At 44.7% G+C, this 26786-nt stretch carries 37 protein-coding genes and 1 other RNA gene; 17 read left to right on the top strand and 21 right to left on the bottom strand.

Annotation, left to right across the window (positions count from 1 at the left end):
• Window positions 1-273: 273 nt before the first annotated feature.
• From tnpB to P403_RS0114965, 4 genes are all read right to left on the bottom strand, one after another.
• Complete coding sequence (gene tnpB / locus P403_RS0114980) at window positions 274-1365, bottom strand: IS200/IS605 family element RNA-guided endonuclease TnpB (RefSeq protein WP_029333506.1); 1092 nt, start codon at window positions 1363-1365, stop codon at window positions 274-276.
• 5 nt (window positions 1366-1370) lie between these two features.
• Window positions 1371-1769 carry an IS200/IS605 family transposase gene (gene tnpA, locus P403_RS0114975; RefSeq protein ID WP_029333505.1) on the bottom strand — a complete coding sequence of 133 codons (399 nt, stop codon included), beginning with the start codon at window positions 1767-1769 and terminating at the stop codon, window positions 1371-1373.
• Window positions 1770-1908: 139 nt separating this feature from the next.
• The gene (locus P403_RS0114970; RefSeq protein ID WP_235195232.1) at window positions 1909-2178 is read right to left on the bottom strand and encodes a hypothetical protein; all 270 of its coding nucleotides are present in this window, start codon (window positions 2176-2178) and stop codon (window positions 1909-1911) included.
• A gap of 22 nt (window positions 2179-2200) precedes the next feature.
• The gene (locus P403_RS0114965; protein ID WP_029333503.1) at window positions 2201-2617 is read right to left on the bottom strand and encodes a hypothetical protein; all 417 of its coding nucleotides are present in this window, start codon (window positions 2615-2617) and stop codon (window positions 2201-2203) included.
• Between the two features lie 365 nt (window positions 2618-2982).
• Between P403_RS0114965 and P403_RS0114955 the strand changes: the two genes are divergently transcribed.
• Together P403_RS0114955 and P403_RS0114950 are read left to right on the top strand one after the other, a co-directional pair.
• The gene (locus tag P403_RS0114955) at window positions 2983-3888 is read left to right on the top strand and encodes an EamA family transporter (protein WP_029333502.1); all 906 of its coding nucleotides are present in this window, start codon (window positions 2983-2985) and stop codon (window positions 3886-3888) included.
• 12 nt (window positions 3889-3900) lie between these two features.
• Window positions 3901-4365 carry a hypothetical protein gene (locus P403_RS0114950; RefSeq protein WP_029333501.1) on the top strand — a complete coding sequence of 155 codons (465 nt, stop codon included), beginning with the start codon at window positions 3901-3903 and terminating at the stop codon, window positions 4363-4365.
• A gap of 83 nt (window positions 4366-4448) precedes the next feature.
• On the opposite strand, the gene P403_RS0114945 is transcribed toward P403_RS0114950, so the two are convergent.
• Window positions 4449-4925 (bottom strand): glutathione peroxidase, encoded by a 477-nt coding sequence (locus tag P403_RS0114945; RefSeq protein ID WP_029333500.1) that lies wholly within the window; start codon window positions 4923-4925, stop codon window positions 4449-4451.
• 74 nt (window positions 4926-4999) lie between these two features.
• Window positions 5000-5218 carry a hypothetical protein gene (locus P403_RS0114940; protein WP_029333499.1) on the bottom strand — a complete coding sequence of 73 codons (219 nt, stop codon included), beginning with the start codon at window positions 5216-5218 and terminating at the stop codon, window positions 5000-5002.
• Window positions 5219-5470: 252 nt separating this feature from the next.
• Between P403_RS0114940 and P403_RS0114935 the strand changes: the two genes are divergently transcribed.
• Together P403_RS0114935 and P403_RS0114930 are read left to right on the top strand one after the other, a co-directional pair.
• Entirely contained in the window at window positions 5471-6439 is a 969-nt protein-coding gene (locus P403_RS0114935) for a DUF2268 domain-containing putative Zn-dependent protease (protein WP_084157679.1), read from the top strand.
• A gap of 345 nt (window positions 6440-6784) precedes the next feature.
• On the top strand, window positions 6785-7345 hold the full coding sequence (locus P403_RS0114930) for an AAA family ATPase (protein ID WP_029333497.1): 561 nt from the start codon (window positions 6785-6787) through the stop codon (window positions 7343-7345).
• 125 nt (window positions 7346-7470) lie between these two features.
• On the opposite strand, the gene P403_RS0114925 is transcribed toward P403_RS0114930, so the two are convergent.
• Window positions 7471-7875: a hypothetical protein gene (locus tag P403_RS0114925; protein ID WP_029333496.1), complete on the bottom strand. Its 405-nt coding sequence runs from the start codon at window positions 7873-7875 to the stop codon at window positions 7471-7473.
• 887 nt (window positions 7876-8762) lie between these two features.
• Here P403_RS0114925 and relB point away from each other — a divergent pair.
• On the top strand, window positions 8763-8987 hold the full coding sequence (relB, locus tag P403_RS0114910) for a type II toxin-antitoxin system RelB family antitoxin (RefSeq protein WP_029333494.1): 225 nt from the start codon (window positions 8763-8765) through the stop codon (window positions 8985-8987).
• Entirely contained in the window at window positions 8984-9262 is a 279-nt protein-coding gene (locus tag P403_RS0114905; RefSeq protein ID WP_029333493.1) for a type II toxin-antitoxin system RelE family toxin, read from the top strand. The genes relB and P403_RS0114905 overlap by 4 nt, the downstream gene beginning before the upstream one ends.
• A gap of 184 nt (window positions 9263-9446) precedes the next feature.
• Here the strand turns inward: P403_RS0114905 and P403_RS16150 are convergent, their stop codons facing one another.
• Complete coding sequence (locus P403_RS16150) at window positions 9447-11015, bottom strand: serine hydrolase domain-containing protein (protein ID WP_051667426.1); 1569 nt, start codon at window positions 11013-11015, stop codon at window positions 9447-9449.
• A 160-nt stretch (window positions 11016-11175) separates the two neighbouring features.
• On the opposite strand from P403_RS16150, the gene P403_RS0114895 reads away from it, so the two are divergent.
• Both P403_RS0114895 and P403_RS0114890 read left to right on the top strand, forming a co-directional pair.
• Window positions 11176-11415, top strand: coding sequence for a hypothetical protein (locus P403_RS0114895; protein ID WP_029333491.1), 240 nt, complete (start codon window positions 11176-11178; stop codon window positions 11413-11415).
• A 15-nt stretch (window positions 11416-11430) separates the two neighbouring features.
• Complete coding sequence (locus tag P403_RS0114890) at window positions 11431-12348, top strand: DMT family transporter (protein WP_029333490.1); 918 nt, start codon at window positions 11431-11433, stop codon at window positions 12346-12348.
• A gap of 85 nt (window positions 12349-12433) precedes the next feature.
• Here P403_RS0114890 and P403_RS0114885 read toward each other — a convergent pair whose 3' ends face one another.
• From P403_RS0114885 to P403_RS0114875, 3 genes are read right to left on the bottom strand one after another with little or no spacing between them, the layout of a single operon-like run.
• A complete protein-coding gene (locus P403_RS0114885) occupies window positions 12434-12832 on the bottom strand; it encodes a cytidine deaminase (RefSeq protein ID WP_029333489.1) in 399 nt (132 codons plus the stop codon).
• On the bottom strand, window positions 12829-13302 hold the full coding sequence (locus P403_RS0114880; RefSeq protein WP_029333488.1) for a GNAT family N-acetyltransferase: 474 nt from the start codon (window positions 13300-13302) through the stop codon (window positions 12829-12831). Before P403_RS0114880 ends, P403_RS0114885 begins: the two co-directional genes overlap by 4 nt.
• A gap of 39 nt (window positions 13303-13341) precedes the next feature.
• Window positions 13342-13629, bottom strand: a complete 288-nt coding sequence (locus P403_RS0114875) for a hypothetical protein (protein ID WP_029333487.1) — start codon at window positions 13627-13629, stop codon at window positions 13342-13344.
• Between the two features lie 327 nt (window positions 13630-13956).
• Here P403_RS0114875 and P403_RS0114870 point away from each other — a divergent pair, with 327 nt between their 5' ends.
• Window positions 13957-14190, top strand: coding sequence for a hypothetical protein (locus P403_RS0114870; protein ID WP_029333486.1), 234 nt, complete (start codon window positions 13957-13959; stop codon window positions 14188-14190).
• A 60-nt stretch (window positions 14191-14250) separates the two neighbouring features.
• On the opposite strand, the gene P403_RS0114865 is transcribed toward P403_RS0114870, so the two are convergent.
• Window positions 14251-14535 (bottom strand): hypothetical protein, encoded by a 285-nt coding sequence (locus tag P403_RS0114865; RefSeq protein WP_029333485.1) that lies wholly within the window; start codon window positions 14533-14535, stop codon window positions 14251-14253.
• A gap of 365 nt (window positions 14536-14900) precedes the next feature.
• On the opposite strand from P403_RS0114865, the gene P403_RS0114860 reads away from it, so the two are divergent.
• Window positions 14901-15146, top strand: a complete 246-nt coding sequence (locus tag P403_RS0114860) for a hypothetical protein (protein WP_029333484.1) — start codon at window positions 14901-14903, stop codon at window positions 15144-15146.
• A 341-nt stretch (window positions 15147-15487) separates the two neighbouring features.
• Window positions 15488-15811: a DUF3784 domain-containing protein gene (locus P403_RS0114855; protein ID WP_029333483.1), complete on the top strand. Its 324-nt coding sequence runs from the start codon at window positions 15488-15490 to the stop codon at window positions 15809-15811.
• A 115-nt stretch (window positions 15812-15926) separates the two neighbouring features.
• Here P403_RS0114855 and P403_RS0114850 read toward each other — a convergent pair whose 3' ends face one another.
• Window positions 15927-17072 (bottom strand): THUMP domain-containing class I SAM-dependent RNA methyltransferase, encoded by a 1146-nt coding sequence (locus tag P403_RS0114850; RefSeq protein ID WP_029333482.1) that lies wholly within the window; start codon window positions 17070-17072, stop codon window positions 15927-15929.
• A gap of 109 nt (window positions 17073-17181) precedes the next feature.
• Window positions 17182-17555, bottom strand: an RNA gene (gene rnpB, locus P403_RS16470) — RNase P RNA component class B.
• A 135-nt stretch (window positions 17556-17690) separates the two neighbouring features.
• On the opposite strand from rnpB, the gene P403_RS0114845 reads away from it, so the two are divergent.
• On the top strand, window positions 17691-18143 hold the full coding sequence (locus P403_RS0114845; RefSeq protein ID WP_235195231.1) for a hypothetical protein: 453 nt from the start codon (window positions 17691-17693) through the stop codon (window positions 18141-18143).
• 51 nt (window positions 18144-18194) lie between these two features.
• Here P403_RS0114845 and P403_RS0114840 read toward each other — a convergent pair whose 3' ends face one another.
• From P403_RS0114840 to P403_RS0114825, 4 genes are all read right to left on the bottom strand, one after another.
• Entirely contained in the window at window positions 18195-19538 is a 1344-nt protein-coding gene (locus P403_RS0114840) for a S8 family peptidase (RefSeq protein WP_029333480.1), read from the bottom strand.
• A 59-nt stretch (window positions 19539-19597) separates the two neighbouring features.
• Complete coding sequence (locus P403_RS0114835; RefSeq protein WP_029333479.1) at window positions 19598-20011, bottom strand: hypothetical protein; 414 nt, start codon at window positions 20009-20011, stop codon at window positions 19598-19600.
• Between the two features lie 59 nt (window positions 20012-20070).
• Window positions 20071-20763 (bottom strand): hypothetical protein, encoded by a 693-nt coding sequence (locus P403_RS0114830; protein ID WP_029333478.1) that lies wholly within the window; start codon window positions 20761-20763, stop codon window positions 20071-20073.
• Window positions 20764-20831: 68 nt separating this feature from the next.
• Window positions 20832-21827 carry a potassium channel family protein gene (locus tag P403_RS0114825; RefSeq protein ID WP_235195230.1) on the bottom strand — a complete coding sequence of 332 codons (996 nt, stop codon included), beginning with the start codon at window positions 21825-21827 and terminating at the stop codon, window positions 20832-20834.
• Between the two features lie 70 nt (window positions 21828-21897).
• Between P403_RS0114825 and P403_RS0114820 the strand changes: the two genes are divergently transcribed.
• The 3 genes from P403_RS0114820 to P403_RS0114810 all read left to right on the top strand — a co-directional run bounded on the left by P403_RS0114820 (window position 21898) and on the right by P403_RS0114810 (window position 23342).
• Window positions 21898-22125 carry a DUF1659 domain-containing protein gene (locus P403_RS0114820; RefSeq protein ID WP_029333476.1) on the top strand — a complete coding sequence of 76 codons (228 nt, stop codon included), beginning with the start codon at window positions 21898-21900 and terminating at the stop codon, window positions 22123-22125.
• Between the two features lie 18 nt (window positions 22126-22143).
• Window positions 22144-22350, top strand: a complete 207-nt coding sequence (locus P403_RS0114815; protein ID WP_029333475.1) for a DUF2922 domain-containing protein — start codon at window positions 22144-22146, stop codon at window positions 22348-22350.
• 92 nt (window positions 22351-22442) lie between these two features.
• On the top strand, window positions 22443-23342 hold the full coding sequence (locus P403_RS0114810) for a hypothetical protein (RefSeq protein ID WP_029333474.1): 900 nt from the start codon (window positions 22443-22445) through the stop codon (window positions 23340-23342).
• Between the two features lie 109 nt (window positions 23343-23451).
• Here P403_RS0114810 and P403_RS0114805 read toward each other — a convergent pair whose 3' ends face one another.
• Window positions 23452-23874 (bottom strand): hypothetical protein, encoded by a 423-nt coding sequence (locus P403_RS0114805; protein ID WP_029333473.1) that lies wholly within the window; start codon window positions 23872-23874, stop codon window positions 23452-23454.
• Window positions 23875-24190: 316 nt separating this feature from the next.
• Between P403_RS0114805 and P403_RS0114800 the strand changes: the two genes are divergently transcribed.
• Together P403_RS0114800 and P403_RS0114795 are read left to right on the top strand one after the other, a co-directional pair.
• Window positions 24191-24874, top strand: coding sequence for a lytic transglycosylase domain-containing protein (locus tag P403_RS0114800; RefSeq protein ID WP_029333472.1), 684 nt, complete (start codon window positions 24191-24193; stop codon window positions 24872-24874).
• A 13-nt stretch (window positions 24875-24887) separates the two neighbouring features.
• Window positions 24888-25469: a DUF1643 domain-containing protein gene (locus tag P403_RS0114795; protein WP_029333471.1), complete on the top strand. Its 582-nt coding sequence runs from the start codon at window positions 24888-24890 to the stop codon at window positions 25467-25469.
• Window positions 25470-25586: 117 nt separating this feature from the next.
• Here P403_RS0114795 and P403_RS0114790 read toward each other — a convergent pair whose 3' ends face one another.
• Together P403_RS0114790 and P403_RS0114785 are read right to left on the bottom strand one after the other, a co-directional pair.
• On the bottom strand, window positions 25587-25847 hold the full coding sequence (locus P403_RS0114790) for a hypothetical protein (protein WP_029333470.1): 261 nt from the start codon (window positions 25845-25847) through the stop codon (window positions 25587-25589).
• A gap of 13 nt (window positions 25848-25860) precedes the next feature.
• Entirely contained in the window at window positions 25861-26763 is a 903-nt protein-coding gene (locus P403_RS0114785; RefSeq protein WP_029333469.1) for an acyl-ACP desaturase, read from the bottom strand.
• Between the last annotated feature and the right edge of the window lie 23 nt (window positions 26764-26786).

The raw sequence follows: 26786 nt of genomic DNA, 5'->3' as shown, positions 1-26786 counted from the left end.
GCAATCATCACTAGTCCTACAAGTGTTAAGATAATTTTGGGAAATGAAATCATTTCAGTATTTGACAAAAACTCATACTTACGATTTCATCCACTGTTAACCTCACTTAAAATTGAACAGCCCTTATCAATTCATTTCACCCGTCTAAGAAAGTGAACTACTCACCACTTATTTTCTTTGCAAATTGAAGTGGGAGCTTCTTGGGAAGATCGTACTTTTACTAGCTACGGTTATTTACCAAGCTCATCGGGTGGTTCCCACCCTGAAGGGTTTTCAGTCTGCTAACATCAACAAGTTGACACTCGCATTAATATCTCTGTCATGATGAGCGCCGCAAGTACACGTCCATTCGCGTACATCGATCGTTTTCTTCTCGCCTTTTACTCCACAAGAAGAACAGATTTGAGTAGAGGCGTACCATTGATCCGCTTTGATAAGTGTTCGTCCATAGAATTTGCATTTGTATTCTAACTGTCGGATGAACTCATACCAACTGACGTCTCCAATCGATTTGGCGATCTTATGGTTCTTCATCATGTTCTTCGACTTTAGTGTCTCAACGACGATGACTTGGTTTTCGTCAACGATCCGTTTCGACAGCTTATGAAGAAAATCTTTACGTTGATGTGCAATCTTTTCATGCTTCTTGGCGAGGATCATCCTCGCCTTCTCTCGGTTCTTACTTCCCTTTTTTTTGCGGGACAAGGCGCGTTGCGCCTTCTTGATCTTCTCTTCGGACTTTCGAAGGAAACGGGGATTGGCAACTTTCTCAGAAACCCACTCATCGTTTGTCATGATGGCGAAGTGCTCCAAACCAAGGTCGATTCCTACTTTATTCTTGGCTGGAACCCATTGCTCTTCGGTTTGATCGACTAGGATCGAGATGAAGAATTTCCGGGTCTTCGTCATCGAGACCGTCGCGGACTTGATCACACCATCAAACGGACGATGTTGTTTCAACTTCACAAAACCGATTTTTGGAAGTTTCACCTTACGATCTTCGATGCGGATGCTCCCCTTCAGATTGTTTGTCGTGTAAGAGGCCCGGTCATTGTGCTTCGATTTGAATTTCGGAAACCCGACAGACCGATCTCGAAAAAAGTTGGTATACGCCTTGTTTAAGTCCATCTGAGCGTTCGCAAGAGAAAGACTGTCGACTTCTTTGAGGAAAGGGAATTCGGGCTTGTACTTCGCTGGGGTTGGGAGCTTCTGCTTCGTGTCAGGATTGAGCTTCGAATCTTCATACAATCGGATACGCTCTTCAAGCATCTTATTGTAGACGAAACGGACACAACCGAACGTCTTCACGAAATATTCTCGTTGGGGTTTCGTTGGATAGAGTCGAAACTTGTACGCCTTCAGCAAAGCAATCACTCCTTTCCTTGTTTTTCGATATAGTGTCTGATGACGTCGATTGTCGCACCTCCGGTCGTCACCAGACAGTAACTTCGAGACCAAAACATTTCTTTCCATAATCGTTTCTTGACGTGCGGAAAGTCTCGTTTGATCAGTCGGCTGCTTGCGCTCTTGTAAGCGTTCAGAAACTTTGACATCTCCGTGTTCGGGTGTGCTTTGAATAGCACATGGATATGATCGCCGTCATGATTCCACTCGTTCAGCGTGATATGATACGACGCGCCGATTCGTTCGAACGTCTGTCTCGCGAACTCCGAGATGGCGTCATCGATCACTTTGCGTCTGTATTTCACGACTAGGACAAGATGATAATTCAGAAGAAAGACTGAATGTTTATTTGTGTCCATTTTCATTGATATATCAGTCCTTTTGATTAGTTACACTGATTGTATCAAACGATTGCAATCTTGCCAAGACGGGCGATTCATCTCCCACCTACGCTGGGCTTCGTCCCGGTACGCTTAGAGGTGGGAGAATTCTCGCTAAATTTAGTTAAATTTTCTCCATCGTCTTTTTTGCTTCCAATTGTTCCTGCTTTTTTGCCTGCCGCTTTACATCTTCTTGCCACCAGCCGTTGATCAACAGGACACTGCCAATAGCAAGGGCAATGATTGGGAAGTACATCAAATGATATGCCCCGAGTTCCTCACCTGCATAATCCGGTGACAGCTTTATGTAGGCACTGAATAGTTGAACGATGAAAAACAAGAAAAAGCTGACAATCAATGCCCACGTACCGTAACGATAATTTGGATTCTTCAATAGGTGTTCCTCCTGGATTGAATTATTTTAATCGAATTTCGCCGTCACCGGCTGTAGCTTCCCCTATGTTGTCACGGACGATGTAGTCAATGTCGTACACACCCGCTGGAATGGCACCGGCTTCAACGGTTTTCTTCAGTGTCACCGTTGTATGCGGTTGAACTTCTTTTGACAATCGTTTTGGCTCGACTTCTTGGTACGAATCGTAGACGATTTTTTGCGTATCGTGCTTGCGCACTTGCACGTTCAACAAATGTCCGGCACGGGAGGCGACTTTAATAGGATAATCACCTGTATTCGACAGTTTGTATTCAAACGTAAATCCCTCTTTGACACTGCCTTGAACACGGTTTTCGACTGTTGTACTGCTCGGTTTCGTATCGAGGGACATGCATCCGCCTAAACTGAACAATAACGGGACGATGAGTAATTTTTTCATTTCATGATGCTCCTTTTTAAACGTGATTCTTGCTTATTCCCAGCCCGGTAAAGAGCATGACCAATAACTAGGCGTTCATCGGTTCGAGCAAATTAAATTTTGCTTGACCGATTTCGTTATACTTCCGTTGAATGAACGTCGATCCATGCTGATTTTCTGTTTGAGTCCATCTAGGACAACTGCGATTTGATTCATGATCTCCATCCTTTTTGTATCTCTATCTGAGGCTCGCTGATACGTCTTCCTCGATTCTACCATTTTACCAATAAATTAGGTGATTCTTCTTTCTTGGTTCTGTGGTATTCTTTTTCTAATCAAAAATGATCCTCAAACAGCATCTATGTCTATAAATTCGGAGGTAATCCATGCAGAAACAATCGTCGATGTTGCTGATTTTACTCGCAGCAATGCTGTGGGGCACGACCGGCACGTCGCAAGCCTTTGCGCCGGAAGCGGCTCATCCGATTGCGATCGGCGCCGTTCGTTTGGCGGTCGGCGGATTATTTTTACTGTGCCTCGTCTTACTGACGGGAAAGCTGACCTTAAAAGATTGGCCGCTGCTCACGGTTTTTCTAGCCGCCCTCAGCATGGCCGCCTATCAGCCATTGTTCTTTTCCGCTGTTCTCATGACCGGTGTCGCCGTCGGAACGGTCGTCGCGATCGGCAGTGCGCCGATTTTTTCCGGAGGGATTGAATGGTTGGTCTTAAAAAACCGCCCCGGTACGATTTGGTGGCTGTCGACATTACTCTCGATTGCCGGTTGTTTGCTGCTCGTCATGAATCAAGCGGCAGTCTCGGTCAATCCGCTCGGCATTTTGCTCGCTCTTGGTGCCGGACTGTCGTTCGCCGCATACACGTTCGTCAGCCGGAATCTGGTGAAAACCCATCCCCCGCTGTCGGTCGTCGCCGTCGTCTTTACACTCAGCGCTCTCTTGTTGTCGCCGCTCCTGTTCCTGTTCGATCTGTCATGGGTCTTTAGTCTGCGCGGTGCCGGCATCAGTCTGCATCTTGGCGTCTTCGCAACAGGTGTTGCCTATCTGTTGTTCGCACGAGGTCTTGCGCACGTCTCGTCTTCGACTGCCGTCACGCTGTCGCTCGGTGAACCGTTGACCGCTGCTTTACTCGGCGTCTTTGTCCTCGGGGAAACGCTCAGTCTGTTATCGTGGGTCGGCATTTCGCTTTTATTCTGCGGTATCGGACTACTCGTCTGGTCGTCGCGTTCGACACGACAGCCGGACATCCTCGAACTCGCCAAGGAAAAACACTCTTAAGGAGGAATAGTCATGCACATCACATTTGAGAAACTGTTGTACCGGGAAGACTATCAGATTGCACTTGATCACTTAGTCATAGATGAGAAAAACAGCGATCGGTTAGCACTTTATTTTCGCGGCCATACGGACGAAATCATGGTGCTCATCGGCGACTATTCCTGCAATTATTTTGAACTATTGTTTGAAGCAGATTGTGTCTTACTCCGGTCGTCGGATTTGCATGAACTGGATGACGGGGTGGAGTTTAATACGGTTCCACTCGTCCTTTATAAGGACTCCGCACTTCTAACCTTTGCGACGGCCTGGATGGGATTGAAGCGAGACCCGTCGCGAGACTGGACCCATTACTCCATTCGAGCCTTCGAACAGGACTTTCATATCCTGTCCCCGCGTCCGCCTGTTTTTACGGATCTTGGTCACAAGATGAGTGATTTTACCATCCGACATTCTTTTAATCTGCCGAAAGAGAACTGACATAAAAAAAACCTACCTCGCCAAAGGTAGGGTGATGCGATACGCCCTGCCCGACGGCTTGCGCCGGACGGGACGTGGTTTCATTATACATAGCGCGCCAGTGTTTTTTCAATCGTCTGGATCGAATCAACCGGGGCAAACCGTTTAACGACCCGCCCTTGCCGATCAACAAGAAACTTCGTGAAATTCCACTTGATGTTTGACGACAATAGTCCTCCCTGCTGTTGTTTTAAATACGTATATAACCGGTGTTCCGTCGGTCCGTTGACGTCAATCTTCTGAAACATCGGAAACGTTACACCGTAATTCCGCTGACAAAACTGCATCGTTTCTTGCTGATCAGCAAATTCCTGATGGTTGAACTGGTCACACGGGAATCCGAGGACTTTGACGCCTTGATTCGCATACGTGTCATACAACCGTTGCAAGTCTCCTAGCTGTCCGACGAGCCCGCATTTGCTCGCTGTATTGACGATGAGAAGTACCTCTCCCGCATAATCTTGTAATGAAACGGTCTGTCCGGTTGCGTCTTTCACTTCAATCTCATAGAGTGATGGCATCCCGTCGCGCCCCCTTTTCCGTCAGTATACGCCGCTGAAAAAACTCCGTCTTTTTTGAACATGCAACCAGTTGCTTACCAGATGTGTTCTTCCCGGTCACTCAGCTTAACGACAAACGGCATGATCAGTAAAAAAAACAGGCTGACGTATCCGAGCGACAGATAATGCTGCGTATCTTTTGAAAGATACTGCTTCTCACCACAGTTCGGGCATGGCTTGCCATGCTTCGCAAAACCAACCGCCAGTACTTCTTTCGTCTTCCACTTGTAGTCACAATTCGTACATCGTACCATTTCATCATCCCCTTTGCTCTCTTCTACTTCTTCTTCTCAAAGCAGGTTTCACGATTTCGATAACTTCTTATTCGATCAGTTTTCAAAACAATTTAATACACGATATTTTTTGTAAATAAAAGGAATTATCGAAACCTTATGCAGCGGTCTACCGTATAAAGTAATGTCGCTTCACTACATTGAACTTACGCTCACTGAAGCATTCATTCCTACATATTGACAAAATAATAAACACTAATGGAGGTCATCCCGTTGAAAAAAGTAATCGTTCCTATGCTTTGTGTCCCGTTCCTTCTGTTATCCGCATGTTCAGATGAAAAAGAAAAAGCAGTGACACATTCCGAAAGTAAAGAATTCAAACCGGAAACTGTGAAAATCGGTAAGGATAGTGAATTAAACATCGTGCCGCTTTATACCCCCTATCAAAACTATTTGAAGGCATCCCTTAAAGAAAATGATCCAGAAGCGGATAAAAAAAATTATGCTAATTCTGTCCTCGGCTACATAGATGAAATCGGAAAGAAAGAAAACTTTGATACGACCAGTCTAAAAGGCTACTTCATGTTGCAATCAACTGCTTACGAGCAAGAACTGGTGGATCGGACAAACGACTTGATGAAACACCATGACGAAATCAAAGACATCATCATAAAAAACTATACCGCTGCAAATAAGGTACTTCCTAAAAAGAAAAGTACGATTTTCATCGCACCTACCAACTCGGAGTATTTTTCTATGAGTGAATCCATGAAGGGAGTATTCGGCGCAGCATATAAAGACACGTTCATTCTGTATCTCGATACAAACTTTGATAAAAATATACTCGCCTATTCAATCGCGCATGAATACCATCACTTGATTCTTCATGATACACCTGAATATAAGATGAATACGATTCTTGATTCAATCATCACCGAAGGCAAGGCGGATGCCTTTGCCGATCGTGTCGTCAAAGACGTTTCAACGCCATGGAACGTCCGAATGGATGACAAGACCAAGAAACATGTAGCAAGTCTGATTGAGAGCGGTGAAGCTACTTATGAAGAAGTTGTAGGCGGTAACCACCAAAAGGATATTCCTCAATGGAGTAACTACATCTTAGGACGGGATATCATGAATCATTACTTTAAAACGAATCCTGACCGTTCCATATCAGACTGGACATTTGCCGATCAACAAGACATCTTAAAGGGGTATAAGTACCAAGATCTTCTTAAGTGATGCGTAAGCAAAATAGTAGTGAAAAGAGCACAGATTCAATTGAGTCAGGTTCGGTGAATACAAAAAAATATCGTTGCAGGATGCTTTCTTAAACGTCGAGCCCGTCCTTACATTACGTTTGATAATGGCCGAATTATCTTTTTGATGATGTCGAGAGAAGCCGGAATCTGAATCCATCTTTCCATCTCCGGATCAAAATAAAGTCCCTGTTCTCGCATGTTTTCTTTACTGTTTATTTCATCATATTCTAAAATTTGATCCAGATTTTGATCGGACTCTTCAAAGTCATCGAACGGTCCCGACCCATAATAAGAGATAATAAATAATTTTTAGGAGAGAGAGCTTATGAAATTTGTTCTTATTTTTGGTCCTCAAGCAGTTGGCAAAATGACAGTAGGACAGGAATTAGCAAAAATAACAGATTTGAAACTATTTCATAATCATATGACTATTGATTTGGTTAATCATTTCTTTGACTACGGTACGAAAGAAGGAAAGAGATTAGTAAGTTTATTTCGGCAAGAGATATTTGAAGAAGTATCAAGTAGTGATTTATACGGAATGATTTTTACTTATGTATGGGCGTTTGATTTACAAGCAGATTGGGATTATGTCAATCAAGTCGCTCAGCTTTTTGAGTCTAAAGGTGGAACTGTGTACTATGTAGAACTTGAGTCTGATTTGAATGAAAGACTTGAGCGAAATAAAAGTTCTAATAGACTTGAACATAAGCCATCGAAAAGGAATATTGAATGGTCTGAAAATGACTTAATAAAAACAATGCAGACATATAGATTGAATTCCTTAGACGGCGAAATCAACTTCACCAACTATATTAAGATAAACAATACAAACTTGAGTGCGGAAGAAGTTGCACAAACAGTTAAGGGAAAATTTAATTTATAAAAAACCGCAAAAAAACGCTTGGTTCTCCAAGCGTTTTTTATTGCTAAATTTACTGCTATTTATAATGTTTTTTGGTATACCTTTTGTGCTGTTAATTTGAAGTTTCTCCACGTTATCTGAACTACTTATTCTTTTGTATATCCCTCTAATTCTTGAATCGTTTCTTCCATTAATTCGAGTGGACGTATGCGGGCTTTCGCGTAATCGATAATTGTCGGATAAACGTCAAATGGTATGTCGTGTTCTAAAAATCGTTTCGAATACCATTGCCAAATCCATTTCCACTTACAGATGAAATACACGATGTATTCGACTTGTGATGTTTCTTCCCTCTCATGCATTTCGTAAGACAACGTGATGGTGTCTTGTTCAAGCTTGAATTCAATAATAAATTCACCATTCCGATCTTCCTCTTTCAGAAGTTCATCGATTCGTAAATCGTTTAGTTCAAGGTAGTCCAACAATGGGACTGGTCGTTTCGCTTCTTCGCGAAACAACACCCTTATATTTTTAATTACTTCGATTGTCATTTGGAACCTCCAGAATGAATCAAGCAAAGAAATCTTGCTTGATTCATTAGTTTTATCAAAACTAGCCACAAATCTGCCTACTTCTAAACATTAAGGACGAAATCCTTATGAAAGTCATTACCGCGACACCTACCTATAAACAACACATACCAAAGGAAGGAGCAGGGTTCTATATGTATAGTAAAATCGATAAGCTCGGGTTTCAGATATTACTGTATATCTCACAATATGAAAATAAATGCATCGTCAGTCTAAGTAGTGATATATACAATTGGACGATCTTCGATTTTGAACTACATCATATAGAATCAATCAGAAATGAAAATGAGTGTTTAAAAATCCGAGACAATTCAGGAAAAACGGAAGTTGATATCCGATTTAAGCCACATTTCAGTTTAACTCACATCAGATGATCTGATTAAAAATATGATTGATTTTTTAAGATACTACTTGCGTAGGAGAACAGTTTCAAATGCGTAAATACTTATTGACTGGTTCTGTAATGATCATCTTTGCGTTTTTTTGTTCAATTCGAACCCTTATGTAATGAGCCGCCAGATCCCCGTGTCGAGATAAAGGGACAAAGTATTTTAACGGTCCAAGGTACATTTTGCTGGAGTGGTATGTTTAGAGGTCAATGCGTCGACAAAATCTACGCGGACGGTCTGCACATGACTGAAAAAAGTAACCCGGTTACGTTAAAAAATAAGCAACTCGTAATACCAAAAAAGAGTGGAACGTACGCATATGAACTTCAAGCAAGATGGTCGGAGAATGGTGATGGTCAGTTTGCTCTCTTAATCAAAATAGATTGAAGTGAGAACGAACTCGTATCTATACTAACATCTAAATATGTATTACAATGTATTACAAAGGAGATGATAAGGATGAGTACGATTTCTGTTCGACTCGATGATGAGGATACGCGACTTATCAAAGAATATGCGAAAGCAAAAAACATCACGATTTCTACACTTGTTCGCGATGCCGTTCTCGATCGTATTGAAGATGAGATTGATTTACAACTCTATCATGATTCCATGGCAGCACACCGCAAAAAATCAGAAGCAATCTCGTTTGATGATATGATAAAGGCACTTGATTTAGAATGACAGTATATACAGTCGAGTTTGAGCGCGGAGCTCAAAAGTCCCTTAAGAAGATGGATCCTCAACAAACGCGGATCATCATGTCCTGGATCAAGAAGAACCTGGTCGGGACGGATGATCCGCGTCGTCATGGAAAAGGATTGGTTTCGAATCGTTCGGGTGAATGGCGGTATCGCATTGGCGACTACCGTCTGATCGCTGACATCCAAGAGGACAAAGTCGTGATTTTGATTCTTGAGATTGGCCATCGTCGTGATATCTACAAACCAGGGAGCTAAGACCTATGGATGAGTAAACATATTCGTTTTCTTCTTAGTAACGATTGTTTTTGCAAACATCGCTTAACCATTATTCATACGTATGATGAAAAGGAGCAAAGTGACTTCACCTTTAACAGTGATGGGATTTTGCTCCTCTTCATTAATTCAAGATATTTTTTAACTCATACCATTCTATGTTTTTTTAATCCGCCACTTTATCAAGCTTCCAGTTATCCTGCAAAATCATCATCCGCGTATTTTCTACTTCTCTGATCTCCAGCAGCCCGTGCTTTTCTGTGTAAAAGAATTGACCGAACAGTGGTGTACAAACCAGATACTCCTCTTCATCAATTAAATACAAGGAAGTCTCTTCTTCTTGTAAATCAAACGAGATGGCACCATTCGAATAATGGCCGATCAGTGGTGTCCATTCCGCTTGAGGAAGCAACACTTTTTTCGAATCGATTCGTTTACAAGCGTGACCGTCGACAACAATATACTGTACTTTTTCATCAAAATTACCGGCAAAACCAATCGTCACGGCAGCGTTTCCTTCCGGATCTTTCGCAAAGTAGATGTCTTCGTCAAATGCATGAAGTGTCATCTCCTGTCCGTTCAGGTCCAACGTTAAGTTTTCTCCTTCTACAAAGATTCGTGCCAGTCCACTTATATTTCCTAGATAAGACCCGGTAAACCGTTCCCAATGATTGACGTTAGGTTGGATGGATTGCGGCTTGAGGTCCGTCGACTTTACGGTGAGTAACGTATCCATGACCTCATAGGCTAGATCAATCCCGTAGTCTTGGCTTGCCATCGTGACGATCGCAAGCTTTTTTTCCGGGACAGCCAGCATGAAACATATATAGGTCCCGATGGCTCCCCCATGCCGAATCGTTGAAAATCCATGATACTTTTCCGTGATGAAGGTCGTGCCGCAACCGAGTTGATTCAGATTATAGCGATTTACTTGCTTGGTCTGCATCTCCTTTGTAGCTGCAGGAGAGAGAATCGAACGCTCCTCAAATCGTCCCTGATTGAGATGCAGGATTAAAAATTTGGCATAATCCGCTACCGTCGACATGGCAAACCAAGAAGGATAATTCGCAGCATTTTCATAGAACGGTCTTACGACCTGATCCCCCTGCTCTGTTCGTTCATGACCGAGTGCTACGGAATAGGTCATCGCAAGCAGTGGATCATAGACGGTACGAGACATACCGAGTGGATTGAAAAGGACTTCTTTCATCAATTTGGGAAAGTACTTTCCATATACGAATTCCGCGACATATCCGGCAATGTTCAAGTGATGGTTACTGTACGAAAAGATCAAGCCGGGCGGAGCAACCATGGACAACGTCGGGACCTCATGCAAAAAATAGTGTTCAAGTGCCGTTACATCACGACTGCCAATAAGGTCTGTCCCGTCTTGAATCCCGGCTGAATGATTTAATAGCATACGCAGTGTGATGATCTCAGCAGCATCTTTGTCCTGTAATTCAAAATGAGGGACATATTCTTTAATCGGAAGATCGAGATTCAACAGACCTTTGTCCACCAATACCATAATCGCCGTTGCAGTTAACGGCTTACTGAGTGAGCCAATCCGAAAAAGTGTGTTAGAGGTAACAGGAACGCCGCCCTCTTCTCTGTTCGTGATACCAAATCCGTTCGAATAAATGACTTCCTGATCTTGCACGACCGCCATGGAAAATCCCGGAATCGATTGTGCCTGTATCTGTTCTTTGATTTGCTGTTCAATTTTTGCAAACATAAGCGCCCTCTCTCTTTCCTGTTTTTAATTGAAAATCAATTGTGAAGAATCCAAAATTTTAGATTGTTACAGGAGAAAACATGAAAGACTCCCCTTCCCCATGTGGCAATTTTATGTAAAAATGTATAATCATATAATAAATCAAACAGGATGTGATTGGATGCAAAAAACATTACTCTATCTTTCAATACTGAACAGTCTTTACCTCGTAATTAATTCATTCACGTATTCCGACAGTTTTCTCAACGCCCCGCTCGGTTTGACGACGCTGTTTGCTGTCATTTTGATGGTTCTCAATGACAATGCAAAGAAAACGGGAAGATCAATTTATACCAAAACAACGGATGTCCTCAATTTCATCAACATCCTGATTGGATTTTCGCTGATTGTCTTGATCTAGGAGTGGAAAATACCGATGACGATTTTTATGTACATCTTTTGTTTATTGATCTGGGGGCTTAATTTCATTGCCGTCAAGATTCAAGGTACGCCGGTCAGCTTAGAGTTATCGTTGACCTATCGCTTATTCCTGACAGCGATTTTGTTTAGTAGTCTGGTCTGGATCATGAAGCCAAAAGGAAAACCTTCGAAAGAGGATCTTCCGTATCTCCTGGTGTTTGGTATTTGTAACTTCGCACTCAGCTATCTGTGTCTCTATTACGCGACCATGTTCAGTTCAGCTGCAATCGTCACGTTGATTTTTTCATTGAAAGTCATCTTCACGCCCGTTGCTTTACGAATCTTTTTAAAAGAACATTTACATATCCGCATCCTGATGGGGGGCATATTAGGTGTGCTAGGCGTTTTGATTTTACTCTACCCGACTCTACACGACATACATCCGAATGATGTAAAAGGAATCGTGCTTGCCCTGCTCGGTACTGCCATTACAGCAATCGGCGACGCCAGTTCAGCACGGAACGCGAAGAAACAAGTTGATCCGATTTATGCGAATGCAATCGGATTTATCGCAGGTGGTGTGCTTCTCGGCACAGTCGTCGTATTGCAGGGGCAAGACATCCGTCTACCGTCCTCTATTTCTTACTTATCTGCCCTTCTCTACCTCACGCTGCTTGCTTCGTTTGGAGCGTGGCTCTTTTACTTAAAGCTGGTCGAGAAAATCGGTGGTGCCAAAAGCGGCTACATGGTAGCGCTGTTTCCAGCGATCGGAGGTATCGCCTCCGTCCTGATTGGTGAATCAGATCCATCGATGTACTTAATACTCGGTTGCTTGTCGAGCTGTATCGGTGCCGCTGTTGCGTTAGGTGCAGGAACTTATGTCCGAAAGACTTTATCACAAAAGAAACTTTCGGTTCGTGCTAGATTGAAATAATCTTTTGTATCAACCCAAAAAATCAAGATGAGCGTACACATGAAACTCATGTACGCTCATCTTTTTGTAATAACACGTATATTACCTATTGATACGCTTTTAACCAATGGTACGGCTGCAACTCATGGAGTGCTTTATAGACTAGTGCTTGCTCGGGATTCGTGACGGCAGCTTTAACGTCCGCACCAAAGTAAAACAGACGCTCCTGGCAGACACCACATGGACTCAAAATCTTGAAAGGTGCCTGTTCATCGTCCCGTACGACACAAATCGTATGTGTGATCCGACAGTTTAACTTGTGTGCTTCGAGGATGGCACCGGTCTCGATACACAATTCGGTCGACGCATTGACGACGTCGGGTGCGACACTCGTCAAGATCCGTCCGTCATCGGTCGCCATCGCTGCCGCTCCGCCCCATCCGTTCGGATATCTCGTTTCGATTAATTCTTTTGCTGCCTCAAATAACTGCTGTTCGATGTTCATTCCATCCCTCCTGTATGCAGACGCATTTTGACGAATTCATAGCTTCCGCCGTTTGTTGCCTGCTGAAACTGCTCGACCGGTTCAAAACCGCTTTTAGTGTACAGCCGGATTGCCCGTTCGTTAAACGTTGCGACGGCTAATTCAATGTGACGTGGTTGATACTGCTTGATTGCAAAGGCAAGACCGGATTCCAAAAAGGCCGTTCCGTTTCCTCGTCCCGTCAAATCAGGCCGCATCCCTAACGCCAATTCAAGGCTGTCCTGTCCGGGTTCAAACACAAAAAATCCGAACAGTTGCGTACCGTCCATCACCGCATAGTAATGTTCCGTCCGTTTGTCCGGATCCAAAAATCCCTCCAAATCCTCTTGGTCATTCGGCATATCGTAGAACGCAAAGTCACCCTCGTATTTCCAGTCATACGCAATCTGTTCCGCCTGACGTTGCGTCAGTGGTGCATAGGTATAGGTCATTGCAAGCGACCTCCTGTTCAAAATGAATTTATGCGTTAATCAAGATCGGTTTTTTCTGTATTCGAGTAACAGTGGTGTCAGATTCAGTCCAATCGACATAATCGTTAAGAACCACCAGGCGCGTTCCATTCCGGGAACAACGTCCGCGAGCGCCGCCCAGTCCTCGGCTTCGACCCAGCTCGCAATTTGACTGTATTCTGCGCACAGCGTGAGCGTCGTCAGCGATAACCCGGCAGCCATTGCCAGCTTATAGTCCTTGCCGATGAAGTACAAAATCAGATTCACCGCCGTCGCGAAGATGGCGAGTATCCCAAACAGTAACCACATGACACGATTCCCCCTCTCCTTGTTGTGTTTCCTATTGTTATTCTTTTCGGCAATTAATTAAGTATTTCCTTTCATTTACAAGTAATGACTGAAATACAAATCTTTAAAAATAAAAATTTTATTTATTTAATTACATTATATGGTAATATAGATAAGTAAATAGCTTCTTCTAAGTGCAGAGCACGATTTTACTTTATCATCAACAACTGAGGATGCTTTCCGGTTGTAATTGCGGCTTGTGTTGCACCTGAAGAAAGCGTGCGAATATTTTACTTCGCTGTAACCAATATAAAAAGTAACTGATTTACTTTCTTAGGAGGACAATACGTGAAAAAACACCTTGGTTGGATATCCGTTGCACTTATCATTGTCAGTTTTGCTCAACTGTTTTTATTAGATGTTAACGGATTTTGGGGAACCAACATTCTAATTATCGGTTTAACATCAGCACTTGTGACTGCTCTTTTCAGTACAAGAGGAGTAGGTAAATTCATCGCCTTGTTCCTGTTATCAGGATATTTGATTTTCTTTGTCGTAGGTGTGTTTATCATGATTGGATAATACAATAAAAAAAACGCTCAAATCGAGCGATTTTTTTAAGGCACATATCGGGACAGCTTCTCACTTGAAATCTTGTATTCTCATACGATTCCATTCTTTTTCTTGATTTGTCCGAAACACCTCTCGGCCTTTCCCCCACTCGGCTACCAAACAAAGCAAACCAAACCCTGTGATTAGCAAGTATTGCATTGTACTAACCGACTCGACGTTAACATACCGCCAAGTCATTCCCGCTACAAAAAGCAACGGAACAACTGCCCCTAAGTACACATTCTTTTGACTCGATAATACATACTGCACTCCGAGTATGCCTGCATAAAGTAAACCCATCCATAGAAAATCCATTCTTCGTCCTCCCTTAGTCGAGCATATTTTAAAATCTTCAACAGTCAAACGCCTTTTCATACATCCAGGCAGGTTTCTTCAACCATTTGCCAACATCAATAATTTACCATATTAAAACGAAGTATGATTTGATATTTCTGATGATTACAAAAATGTAAGCGAGCACCTAAATTAAGCAAAGCTAAAAAACGATTCTTCTCGTGTAAGAGAACAATCGTTTTTCGTCTTCAATCTGAAGTCCCTACTGGATGCTATTCTCTATACAAGCAAGGATGATGATTTGACTAACTTTAATGAAACCAAGCATAATGATAAACAGCAAAGCATTACACAACTCGCTCTGCAATGAAAGGATGTTGGTTATTATGTCATCAAAAAAAGTCTGGTCAGTAGAAGGTTATGAGGAACATGGTGTAGAGAACCATCAAAAAGCAACTATGACGGAAACGTTTACGAATGAGGCCAATGCTCGTAAAGCTGCTAAAAAAATGGCGGATAAGTACGATCAACTTGATGTATACGTCATCTATACGAATACATCAAGCGGTAAAGCAGAAGAACGCTTCTTCAATTCGGATGGATCTTACAGTGAAGAAGGATTTGAATGGTAACATCTCAGCCGTCGATTTGACGGCTTTAATTATTACTTAATGCTGTCTATTGTAAATTAACAAATTGTGTCAAGAATAATTATTTTGAATAAAAAAGAAACTTATGAGATGGTCGAGACCACTCGTGACTTCAATCGTGATACGAATATGCTTTTAACTCAATTTTTTTCGCATCACTTCATAAACTCCTCTGGCAAAAAAGAAAATTTAATTCTCTTTTTCGTATTTTCCAATCGCTTACCCTAAACCTTTTGGAAATTTAATTAACTTGACTATACTCTTCATTTAGCAACTCTTCCTTACAGTGTATATACTAAAAATATATAAAGGAGGTATTTATTGTGAATGGAGCAATTGTTAATCTTATTCTCCTGGTTCCTTTTTTAATTTTCGCTATCTTCCTATCAAAAGGAAAAGGAGCATCATTACTTGCAGGTTATAATACAATGTCTGACAGTGAAAAGTCCAAATATGATGAAGTAGCCTTGTGTAAATTCATGGGGAAAGTTATGTTTGGTATTAGCTTCAGTTTATTATTATTTGCACTGAGTGAGATATTAAAAAAGCAATTTTTATTTGTTATTGGCGTTATTTTACTTTCAACTCTCATTATTTTGGCGTTGGTATATTCAAATACAAGAAACAGATTCAAAAAGAAAGTTTAATGATGATATACAGAGATTTTCATATCTTAAAGTTTTAAATTAATTAAAACGACATTACTGTTATCATTCAGGAGACACAAAGAAACCGCCCATTCATATGAGCGGTTTCTTCAAGTTACGCTTGCGGACGTTTCCGACGCAATCCGTAGTATTGATAAAACTGAACTTCAATGTTCCCGTTATAGAGCTTACGGCGTTTCGTCGCCGGACGACCGAATGCTTTTTCGAACTCGACGTACGACGTGATCATGTAGACACTATAGTACGGGAATTCACGGAACGCATTGCCGATCTTCCGGTACAGCTGATGGACTTCACGAGCATCTTCCAAACGTTCCCCGTACGGCGGGTTCCCGATGATGACACCAAAGTCTTCCTTCGGCTTGAAGTCAGCGGCGTCGCGTTGCATGACGTTGATTGCGTCACGGACGTCAGCGAGCTCAGCGTTTTGTTTCGCCAGCTTGACCATCTCCGGATCCGTATCGTTGGCATAGATTTTGAGCGGTTTGTCCCACTCGGCTTTTTCGTTTGCTTCCTTGATCGCGTCGAACCAGGCTTTTTTCGGAATCGCTGCCCATTCCTGCGAGACGAACTCACGGTTGATCCCGGGTGCGATATTGCGTCCGATCATTGCCGCTTCGATGGCAAGCGTTCCTGATCCCGTAAAGACGTCATAGAGCGGCATGTCCGGCTTCCAGTTCGTCAACATCAGCATTGCCGCTGCCATCGTCTCTTTCAGTGGTGCCGCCGAGTGGAACTCGCGGTAGCCGCGTTTATGGAGAGCATCGCCTGACGTATCGATCGTCAGCGTCGCGATGTCTTTTAAGAGCGCAACTTCAATCGGGAAGCTCGCTCCCGTTTTCGGCAGCCACTCGTCGCCTTTGTTGTACGCTTCCTGCATGTGCGAGACGATCGCTTTTTCTGTGATTTTCTGGCAGTCACGAATCGAGAACAACTTCGATTTGACCGAGCGGCCGTTGACGACGTAGTTCGCTTCCCACGGGAGCAACTCGCTCCACGGCAGGTCCTTGACTTGATCAAATAATTTTTCGAATGATGTCGCCTTAAATTCCGCAACGACGAGTTTGACACGATCCGCTGTCCGTAACCAGAGGTTGAGACGGGGAATGTCCTCCATCTCACAGTCGATGTATACTTTTCCGTCCTCGACCGTACACTCATATCCTAAATCGCGGACTTCTTTTGCGACCAATGCCTCGATGCCCATTGCCGCCGTCGCGATGACTAAACGTTTTGCCATGATTGTTCACGCTCCTACCTGTTTTTAAAATTTCCAAGTTCAACTCAATAAAAAAAGAGCCCAGTTGGACCTGGACTCTCGTTCAAAGTAAAAATAACAGCCTATGTGGTCCTGTAAGCCATGTTCTGTTCCCTAGTGTTGCAAACGGTTTGACCCTCACACGTGGGCGACAATCATCTATCTCCGTATTTACATACGCTCTCCTTCGCGTTCAGTTCCGCTCCGGAAATTCCCCTACCAAATTTGGGTTTCTCGCTCGTGGGGTTTACCTCGTTCCACCCTTACTGTTTCCAGTAAGGCTCCGTCACTGTGGCACCTTCAAGAAGTTTCGGCCGTATCCGAAGACTTAGGCGTTCCTTCTGCCGTCAGCACGACGCTGCCTACACTTATCTTTTCGTGTAGCACGATCACTACAACCATCGCAGGTTGTGCGAGCATGGACTTTCCTCAAAGCACCGGAGTGCCCCGCAATTGTCCGAACCAACATAGTCACTGCTTAACAGTGTAGCGCACTCCCCTGTTTCCCGCAAGGTTTATTTTCAAAAAGGACAATCGAAAAAGTTGCGTTTTCACGTGATTTCGCGGTATAGTACAATGGTTCAGAAGGGGGCATGTACTATGAAAAAACGACGCTCTGGTACGAACCAGCGTACCGTCCGGAAGCTGACGTTCTTGATCGAAATCGATGAAATCAAGGCGCTGCATCTCCGCAACGGCATCTTTGCCTTTTATCGTAAAGGAGAACTCATCCACGCATTCGAACCATTTAATGTGAAACAGCCGGATGCGCTATCAAAACGAAGCTATCATTTCGACCAACACGATATTCTTTTGATGAACGAACGATTCCCGCAACAAATTCCACTCTATGATGAAGCGATGACATTACGCTCATGGGCGGAACAGGTTGAATTCGGTTTGTATCAACTAATTGATTCGGGACGCCTCTCGTTTGTCCATGAGGATGATACCGGGTATAAAATGGAAGCGAAAATCGAGTGGACAGGTGAGACGCTCACCGTGCCGACTCCCGTTTATAAAAAAGGAAAAGACCCAAAGCAAGATCTTTGAGTCTTTTCTTCGAGCCAGTTCCTCACATGAGGAATTGGCTTTTTTATTTGATTATTTGACCGTCAGGACACGTTCGACCGTTCGTGTATGGCGGCCGGCAGACGTCGTGAAGACGAGTTTATACGTCCCTTTGTCCTTTAGCTTGTAGGAAAACTTATACAAACCATTCAGTAATTTTTTATCGGTAAACGTTTTAACTACAGTGCCATTTTTATATAAACGCGTTCTGGTTTTTGCATTTGAATATTCATTAAAATAAAAAGAAAATGTTTGATTAGGCTTCACGACAGACGGTATTGAAATTTTTGAAATAGGAGCAGGGATTTTTGCCAAAACACCTGCATTCAACCGGCCATTCCCGTAATGAAGTGACGTATCCCCTGATTTTTTGGTTGCCGCTGCATAAAGTTTGTTCCGAAGTGCATTATTTGAAACAAATGGATTTTTTGATTTTGCGAGCGCTATGACGCCACTGACGATCGGCGTCGCCATCGATGTCCCATCAAGGTAGCCATATTTATTCCCGACGATTGTCGAGTAGACCCCTTCCCCCGGTGCCATGATGTTCAGTCCACGTCCGTAGTTCGAGAACGATGACGCTCGACCAAGCGCCCCAACCGATCCAACTGATATTACAGAGGTCATTGATGCCGGGAAAAGTAATTTATTGCGTCCATCGTTTCCAGCTGCACCAACAACAATAATATTTTTCGCTTCTGCTTTTTTCAGCGCTGCTTCCATATATGGATCGAATTCGTATTGACCGAGAGACAGATTGATGACGTCTGCGCCTTGCGCGATTGCGTACAAAATCCCGTCACCGATATCAATCGAACTGGCGAAATCGCCGTCAAAAACATCCGCGCCAATCAACTTGACGCCGGAAGCGACACCGACGATGCCTTTTCCGTCTTCTGCAGCTGCGACGATACCGGCGACATGCGTCCCGTGGTCATCCGGTTTACGGATTCCGGAAATCGTCGTCGTCTTATAGATGACGTTCTTGAATTCCGAGTGTTTCGTATCGATCGCGTCATCAATGATCGCAACGCGGATATCTGATTTCCCATGACTGTACTTCCAGTAAGTAGGGACTCTAGATTGATCAAGATATGTTTGTTGCAGTTGTGCGGAATCAACGGCCTTTTCGACCTCTGTTACTGGAATTAAATCTGTCTCAATTTCATCCTCATCAAGATGTGCGAGTGGCTCGACGAGCGAAAATCCGTCCTGTTTCAGCGGACGTACTTCTTTTAGGCCCTGGTCTTTTAACCAGGTTTGTTTTTGTTGGTCAGTGAACGTCGGATCGTACTGGACATATTGGGAACTAGCGAATGCCGTCGTCGGTAGACCGACCGCAAGCGCGACAGTGAGTGATACAAGTTGCTTTTTCATATAGACCCTGCCCTTCTGTTAACACACGCCGATTTGATTGATTTGCTGATTCAACGGACTTAAAAAGGAACAGTGCCACCTGATTCTTCGCTGACTTCAAATGAAGTGATTTTCCCAATCGTGACATACGCATAGTACCGTGCCAGGACGACGCGCCAGCGCGCGGCGTCAATCCCCGTCAAGTCTTCTCCGAGCGGAGAACCGTCAAATGTCTCAAACTGCTGACAAAAAAACGCTTCTTCGTCCTCGTGCCATATTACAGATTCGCCAATGAAACCCGTTGAAAATCTGACGAAATCCGCAATCGAGGGACCGATTACTTCTGCCGGAAGGCGTTCACTCATTCTCCCGACCAGTTCATAGCGGTCGCGCTGAGCTTGATCCGCGTCTTCTAACGTCTGACAAAGTAATACTTCGCGATTGATTTCAACTAGAACGATGTAGTCACCGCTCGGTACATTGACGTGTATCATCACTACACCCCTTGGATTAAATTCGTGTAGTTTCTCGATGTGACTTGCTGTTCATTATTTTATAATGTCCATTTTCGATCAAACATCAATTCAATCGGTTCGTTGTTCTTCGACTTTAACACATGGACGCGCGTCGTATCAATTTGATCGAGTAAATCAGACTTTTGGAGCGAGCGGATTTCAGTCGCTTCCGACTCGGCGATTCGCGCCCGGTGTGGCTCAAGCAACGCTTGTTGTTGACTTGCGAGGGCATACCAGGCAAGCCGCGCAAACGGCTCATCTTTCGCAGTCTCAAGAGCGTAACTTTCAAAGATGTCCGGCAAGTAGCTGCTGAATTGGTCGAGCGCATCAATACGTTCCGCTAAATCGAGGACCGTCAACCAGCTCGGTAACGATAACAACGATTCACTTGACCACCAGTCGATTAAATCGACGTGCTCTTTAAAGAGTTGTTGTGCTTCCGTCCGGTCGATGAAGTGGTGCATCGTTTGAATCAATTCATTCCAGGCGATCGTCCAATATTCTTCCGACGGGTTCGCCGAGATGAAGAATTGACGATACACCGTCAACAGCTCGGATACGTCCTGAAGCGTTTCGACTTCCAGCCGCTGGTTGAGTCGGCTGACTGCTTTCGTGAAATAACTTGGTTCTAATGTTAGCGCCATATAAAGTAATTTCGGGACATCTTTCAAATCTCCTTGATCGACAGTCTCAAATAATTCCTGAATCCATTCTGGTTGTTCGTTCGTCATAATAAGTTCTCCTCTACATAGTAAATTTATTTACTATACCCGAAAAGAAATAAACGTAATCTTCTTTTTTAAAAAGCACCAATCCGTTTAGCTGTTTCTTCTCCACATAATACGATCAACAATGAGCCGGGCGGAATCGTTTCGTCGAGCCGGCGGTTCAGGTCGAGTCGTTTTCCGTCGGACAAAATCGTCACGCCTTCTTCGAGCATCGCATGGAACGCTTCCCGGTACGTCGTCCACTCCGGCCGCACCGGAATCGAGAACATCCCGTCCCCGTGTTTCGTCAATAAGTTCGTCACGACTTTCGTCACGCCCGGGTGGTGGGAAGCGAGAATCGCCATCCGGGAAATCGTTTCGTCCCCGAGAATGACTTCGTCGACCTTGATTTGTTCAAAGCTGTCGAGATGTTCTTCGAGCATCATCTCGACGATTGTATAGATGTCTGAATTCGCGCGTTCGATACTCGAAGCAATCAGCAGCGTCCGACCGTCCGCCAGCGCCGGTGGCATTGAATGATCAGCGAGGACGATTGCACGCGCTGCCTGTTTGACGTTCGCCCGTTGTAACGTCGAAGCGAGTGCCGGGTCCCCGTTGACATAGTGGAACCGTTCATGACTGAACGGTTCCCGCTCCAAATCATCGACGAGGATGACATCTGTCGTTTCGAGCAGTTCTTCGATGACATGTTTCGACCGGCGGCTGTAGCCGAAGACAATCGTATGGCCTGACTCTTTCACTTGCAACAACCCTCTCTCTTTTTGATCACGGATCACTTGGACTCCGTCGACGAGCTTCGAAATCAAACTCCCGACGATCCCAATCCCGAAAATGAACACAAAAATCGTCATCATCCGCCCGAAATCCGTATTCGGGAAGAAATCACCGTATCCGACCGTGACGACGGTCGTCATCGTCCAGTAGACAGCACGGAAATACGAGCCGAATGTCTCCGGTTCGACGAGATACATCAGTAAGGCGACGCCGAATACAAAGAAAAACGACGCATAGCCTAACGTCCGCATCTTTAAAAAGGACATCTTTCGTAAAAATCGAAACCAAATCATCCTTTTTTTCACTTCCTTTCGAACAATATCTCTTCGCATCCTGTTAATAGGGGCGAAGGAGGTGATACACATGACACAAGCGGAAGAAATCAAAACGAGTCTCGTCGTCGTCTTCGAACGAGCGGATAAAGTTTCACCGAACGGAGATGCCCTCATCGCCCGTCGTCGCTTCAACGGACTCCGTCCAGACTTAGCACCTGAAGCTGTCGCTGCAATCGGTCAAGCCATCGGCGCAATGATCACAGGAACATACACACACAGTGAAATCAGTCGTGACTACGCTCTACTCAACGCCTAATCTTAAAGGAGGATTCTCATGGAACATACCATTTTATTGACGTTCGACACATCGACGAACAAACCGTTTCGCCTTCGGTTATCCGGTGCGAAAGCAGACACGACGGTCGCTGAGGTCAAAGCCCTCGGCAACTTGATGGTCGCACACGACCCGTTTTATAACGGCATCATCAAACTGCGTGAAGCCGAACTGCAAAACAGCTCGGAATCCGCCTACGTCCTCTAACACGTACCAGTTGTCATCATCACCGATTGAGGTGATGATGACTTTTTTTTGGTATACTAGTGTTATCAACCAGCTGGAAAGGAAGTCAATTTATGGCCAAACGCCCTCTTACCCCTCGCGAATGCGAACTCGTCGTCTGTAGTCTCTATGTAATGGAACTGATTCCATTCGAAGGAATTATGGAACGACTCGAGTCGATCACGCTCCGAGACATCATCGGACCGGTCGCGACCGGTGACGCGACCCGTCAACAAGCAGCGGAGTCGCTTGATCAATATATCAAGGTGCGGCGCCGCCGTTTCCGTAACGTCCCTCCGGAACACTTATGGTCGCTCGACGACCGGATGGAGCAAGAAGCGTTACGGATGATTCGTAAACGCTCACCCCTCTCTGCCGGTGAGAAGCTCCAACCGAAAGCAATCCCGTTCGAGATGGGTGACACCGTCGAGATGAAGGTCACGGAGATTCAGGAACGCAACAGTAAAGTGACCGTCATCGGGAAAGTCGGACAAGTCACGGCAAAACTTCCCGTCGCGAACCGTCAAGCGCTCAAAGGCAGTAAAACGATAGCAGCTTGGGTGACGGGCATCGAGAAAAAACCGGCCTTGATCCACTTGTCGACTTCCGACTACGGAAAACACCAACCGTCGGCTGAAGTCCTCGCGGCATATGTGACGGCCATCCGGGGCTTACGTCAGTTTTTCGAAACGAACGAACTGCCTTCGACGGAAGAAATCGATTTAGCGAAATCCTTATTCCAACGGATGATCCGCCGCGATCAAAATGACTGGTTCACAGTCTATGTCGCAATGGGCCGTCCACAACTCGACCATGTCCGCCGCTGGGTCAAGGTCATCCAAATGCTCGGCAAGTCACTGCGTGGCGACGAAGATGCGACACGCCAACTGGCTTCACAGGAAGATCGCTTCTTCAAGGACGCGTTACTCCGTGCCTGCCGCTCCGTCGAGAAGAATCTCGATTCGCGTACGTAACTTCTTTCGACTCTCACGCACGAAATACCTATTAAATGAAACCGATTTTCCGAAACAAAAAAATGCCGCTACCGTCGAACGCTTGCTTCGAGGTAGCGGCATTTTGAAATTAAGTGATGTCGAGCGTCGACTCGAGGGCCCGACACGTTCTGCGAATCGTCGGTAAAAAGTCCGTACGTTTCGCGACGCCGCCTTTAATATGAACATGATGAATCCCTTTTGTCCGTTGAATCGCCGTCAAGACCGTGACGAGTTCGATGAACCAATTCGAAATCAGTTCTACGACCTGCTCATCAAAAGCAGCCGCTCCATACACATCATACCCGTTCTCGCAGAGATGGTTCGGGAATTGTTGCTTAAACCGAAAAATTAACGTCTCCGTCGTCGGAATCGACCATTGCTGAAAGAGGATGCGTCGCTCATGATCCATCGACGTTTCAATCACTCCGTCCGTCTTTAACTTAGGCTGACTACCGATGTTCAAAATCCAACTCGTTTTCTTTCGTTCGCCAGTGGAAGTGATCGTTCGCATGGTTTCGTCCATCTCCTTTGATGTGTAAGCGTTTACTCTCTTATTCTACAAGCCGATTGACCTTTCGTGCAAGTGACAAACTAATGAAACTGAACGATGTCTGCGTCTGACGTTTAGTCTAACAAACTTTTCCGCTGTTGACGATGTCAGTAATTAACAACATTCCCCGCGTCTTGCTTTTTTTAACCGAATGGACACAAATTGGCACAAAAACGGCTAAATCCTTTACCACCAACCGCCTAGCAAAGAAATAGCTACTAGCCCCCTTGAAAATGTGATACCATTCAGTGGAATCATCGAAAGAGGAGAGAACATTATGCGAAAGTTTTTACGAGTTAGCATCTTGTTCGTACTGTTCGTCCTCATCGCCGGCAGCTTCGTCTACTGGCAGAATCGGGAACGTGTCCAAAATGAATTGTATCGTACCTATTACGGGCAATACGGCGTCCCTGCCGAGAACATCGACATCTACGAACAAGCCGGTGACCGTTATGAAATCGATTGGAAGCTGTTAGCAGCAATCCATCGGGTCGAGACGATTTTTTCGAACTCTTCCGCGATGCAGTCGTCCGTCGGCGCCATCGGTCCATTCCAATTCATGCCGAAAACATGGGTCGGTTGGGGATATGAAGGTGGTACGTCGCTTGGTGACATCGAGCACGACGGGATTGATTTGACGGATCCGGAAGCAATTGAAAAGTATGGCGGTCTTGGGGTCGATGCTGACCAGGACGGCAAAGCCGATCCGACGAACCTGACGGATAGCGCCCATACGGCAGCAAAGTACCTCAACCAGCATGACGTCACGAAAACATCTGAACGCCAGACGCTCGAGTCCGCACTGTTTGAATACAATCGCAGTGAACAATATGTCGTCGACGTCCTCGCACAATATGATAACTACCAACAGCAAGTCGAGACGATTGATGCGAACGACCTCGACTTCAAACAAAAGACACTCGCCCTACTTCTTCGCGTCAGCTCACGTTTACTCAATTAAAGGAGGCACCACCATGACACAACCCGATCTTTCATCACTTCAGATCGAGGAATCGTCAATCCGCGTCAAGACGACATTTGATGCAGACAAGACGAAACGTTATTTGCGAAGCTACATCTTCGACGACATCGAGGAAGGAACGCACGTCGCCGCGATGATTTATACACCGCGGACGACGGACGCCTTCTTGTCCGGGACGACGACACAACGGGCGTATAACTTGATGAAGAAACACGTCAGTGCTCCCGTCAAACAATACGATATCATCAGCTTGATGCCTGATTTACTCGTCAGTGAAGATTTACCGTTCGCCCAGGCGAGCTATGACGAAATCAACTACCAATTCGTCGAACAGACGTTACAGCAAGTCCGCGCCAAAAATGGTGTTGTCTTATGCGGATGGGGCTCCCCCGGTCGCTTGATGCACCACTTGCCTGCATTCGAAGATTTATTCAACGAATATGCCGACATATTATACTGCTCCGGCATCACGTCTAAAGGCGAACCGAACCACTTGCGTCTGACCGTCGACGACAGTCCGATGATTACGTATCGTGAGATGCAACAAAAAGCGAAAAAACTGCGGCGTAAATAATACGTCAACAAAAAGGTGTTCTTCCCGAATCATACACACGGGAGAACACCTTTTTTTAGGACGATTCAAGCATTTACGTCTGGATGCTGTCTTGTCTCATCGGTAAAGCGGTTCGAATCACTTTTCGACTTCGACTTCAAGAATAGCTTCGATTTCTGCTTCGACTTCTTTATTCACCATCTGCGAACGTTTTTTTCTCAATTCAAGATCCATTTCTTGATCGATGAACTGGTTCGTATGCTTATCAAAACAGCTGTAACAAACCGCATGAAAGTCTTTTTCATCTGTCTTCAAAGATTTAAATTCCCACGTCTCCAGTTCCAGATAACTGACTTGGTTATTCGTTTCTTTTCCACATATTTCGCACGTCATGTTCATTCCGCTCCCCTTTTCAGACATCTTGCTTACTTTTTCCTAATTGGCGTTCTTTGATTCGTTTTAGACGTCCATGATATTTCATGATGTTCGCCTGAGATTGTTTGGCCTCTTCACTCGTCGGTTCCAAGTTCTCGATATCCCAGTATTTCACGACGACATCTAATACTTGGTCGAAGTATTGGAGTGGTCCGTAATTCGTATCGACGGCGATGGTTTTCATACGCTCGGTAAAGTCCGGCATGACGGCACCTGGCATCGAGAAGTTAATGATGACATCTTCAAAGAACACGATGAAGTTCGGATCGAGTTCCAGGTGCGCTTTCACCGTGTCGCGATAGAACGCATAATGAAGGGCTTCGTCTTTCGCCAAACGGCGAAGCAGCGTCGCCAAGTCTTTGTCATGCGGCCCTGCCACTCTTGCGACGTTGTTATAGAAAACGAGCGTCGCAAGTTCCTGCAATGACGTATACGCCATTGTCGCTAAAGGATTCGTAAAGTCCGGGAACCAACCACTTTCAACGACGCGTCTTCTTAATTGATGCAACCGGGTCGGGTTGACGTTTCGTGTCACGAGTAAATACGTTTCGAGTAAGCTCGAATGCTGATCTTCCTCCGCCGTCCACGTACGGACGAAATCATTGATGACCTCCATCGAGTTTTTAAAGGTGTAATCCAAATGCGACGTGTACCAAGGTAAATTCACTTCTGTCAGTAAGGCCGTTTCCACCGCAACGATGACACCTTCCGGAAGCGTGACTTGACTTTCCTCCCAAGGAACCCGTTTAAATGACATCGCCTTGTCCCAAGGAATGAATTCGTGATAGCTCCAGTCGATATGTGCAGAGCGTTCCTTATGTAATCGATATAATTCTTGAATGCGCGGTTCTAAACGAATATCTAAATCTGAATTTAACATGATCATGTCTCCTTTAAGATGTT

The sequence above is a fragment of the Exiguobacterium oxidotolerans JCM 12280 genome (assembly GCF_000702625.1).
Classification (GTDB): Bacteria; Bacillota; Bacilli; order Exiguobacteriales; family Exiguobacteriaceae; genus Exiguobacterium_A; species Exiguobacterium_A oxidotolerans.
This window is presented reverse-complemented; position numbering and strand designations above follow the sequence as displayed.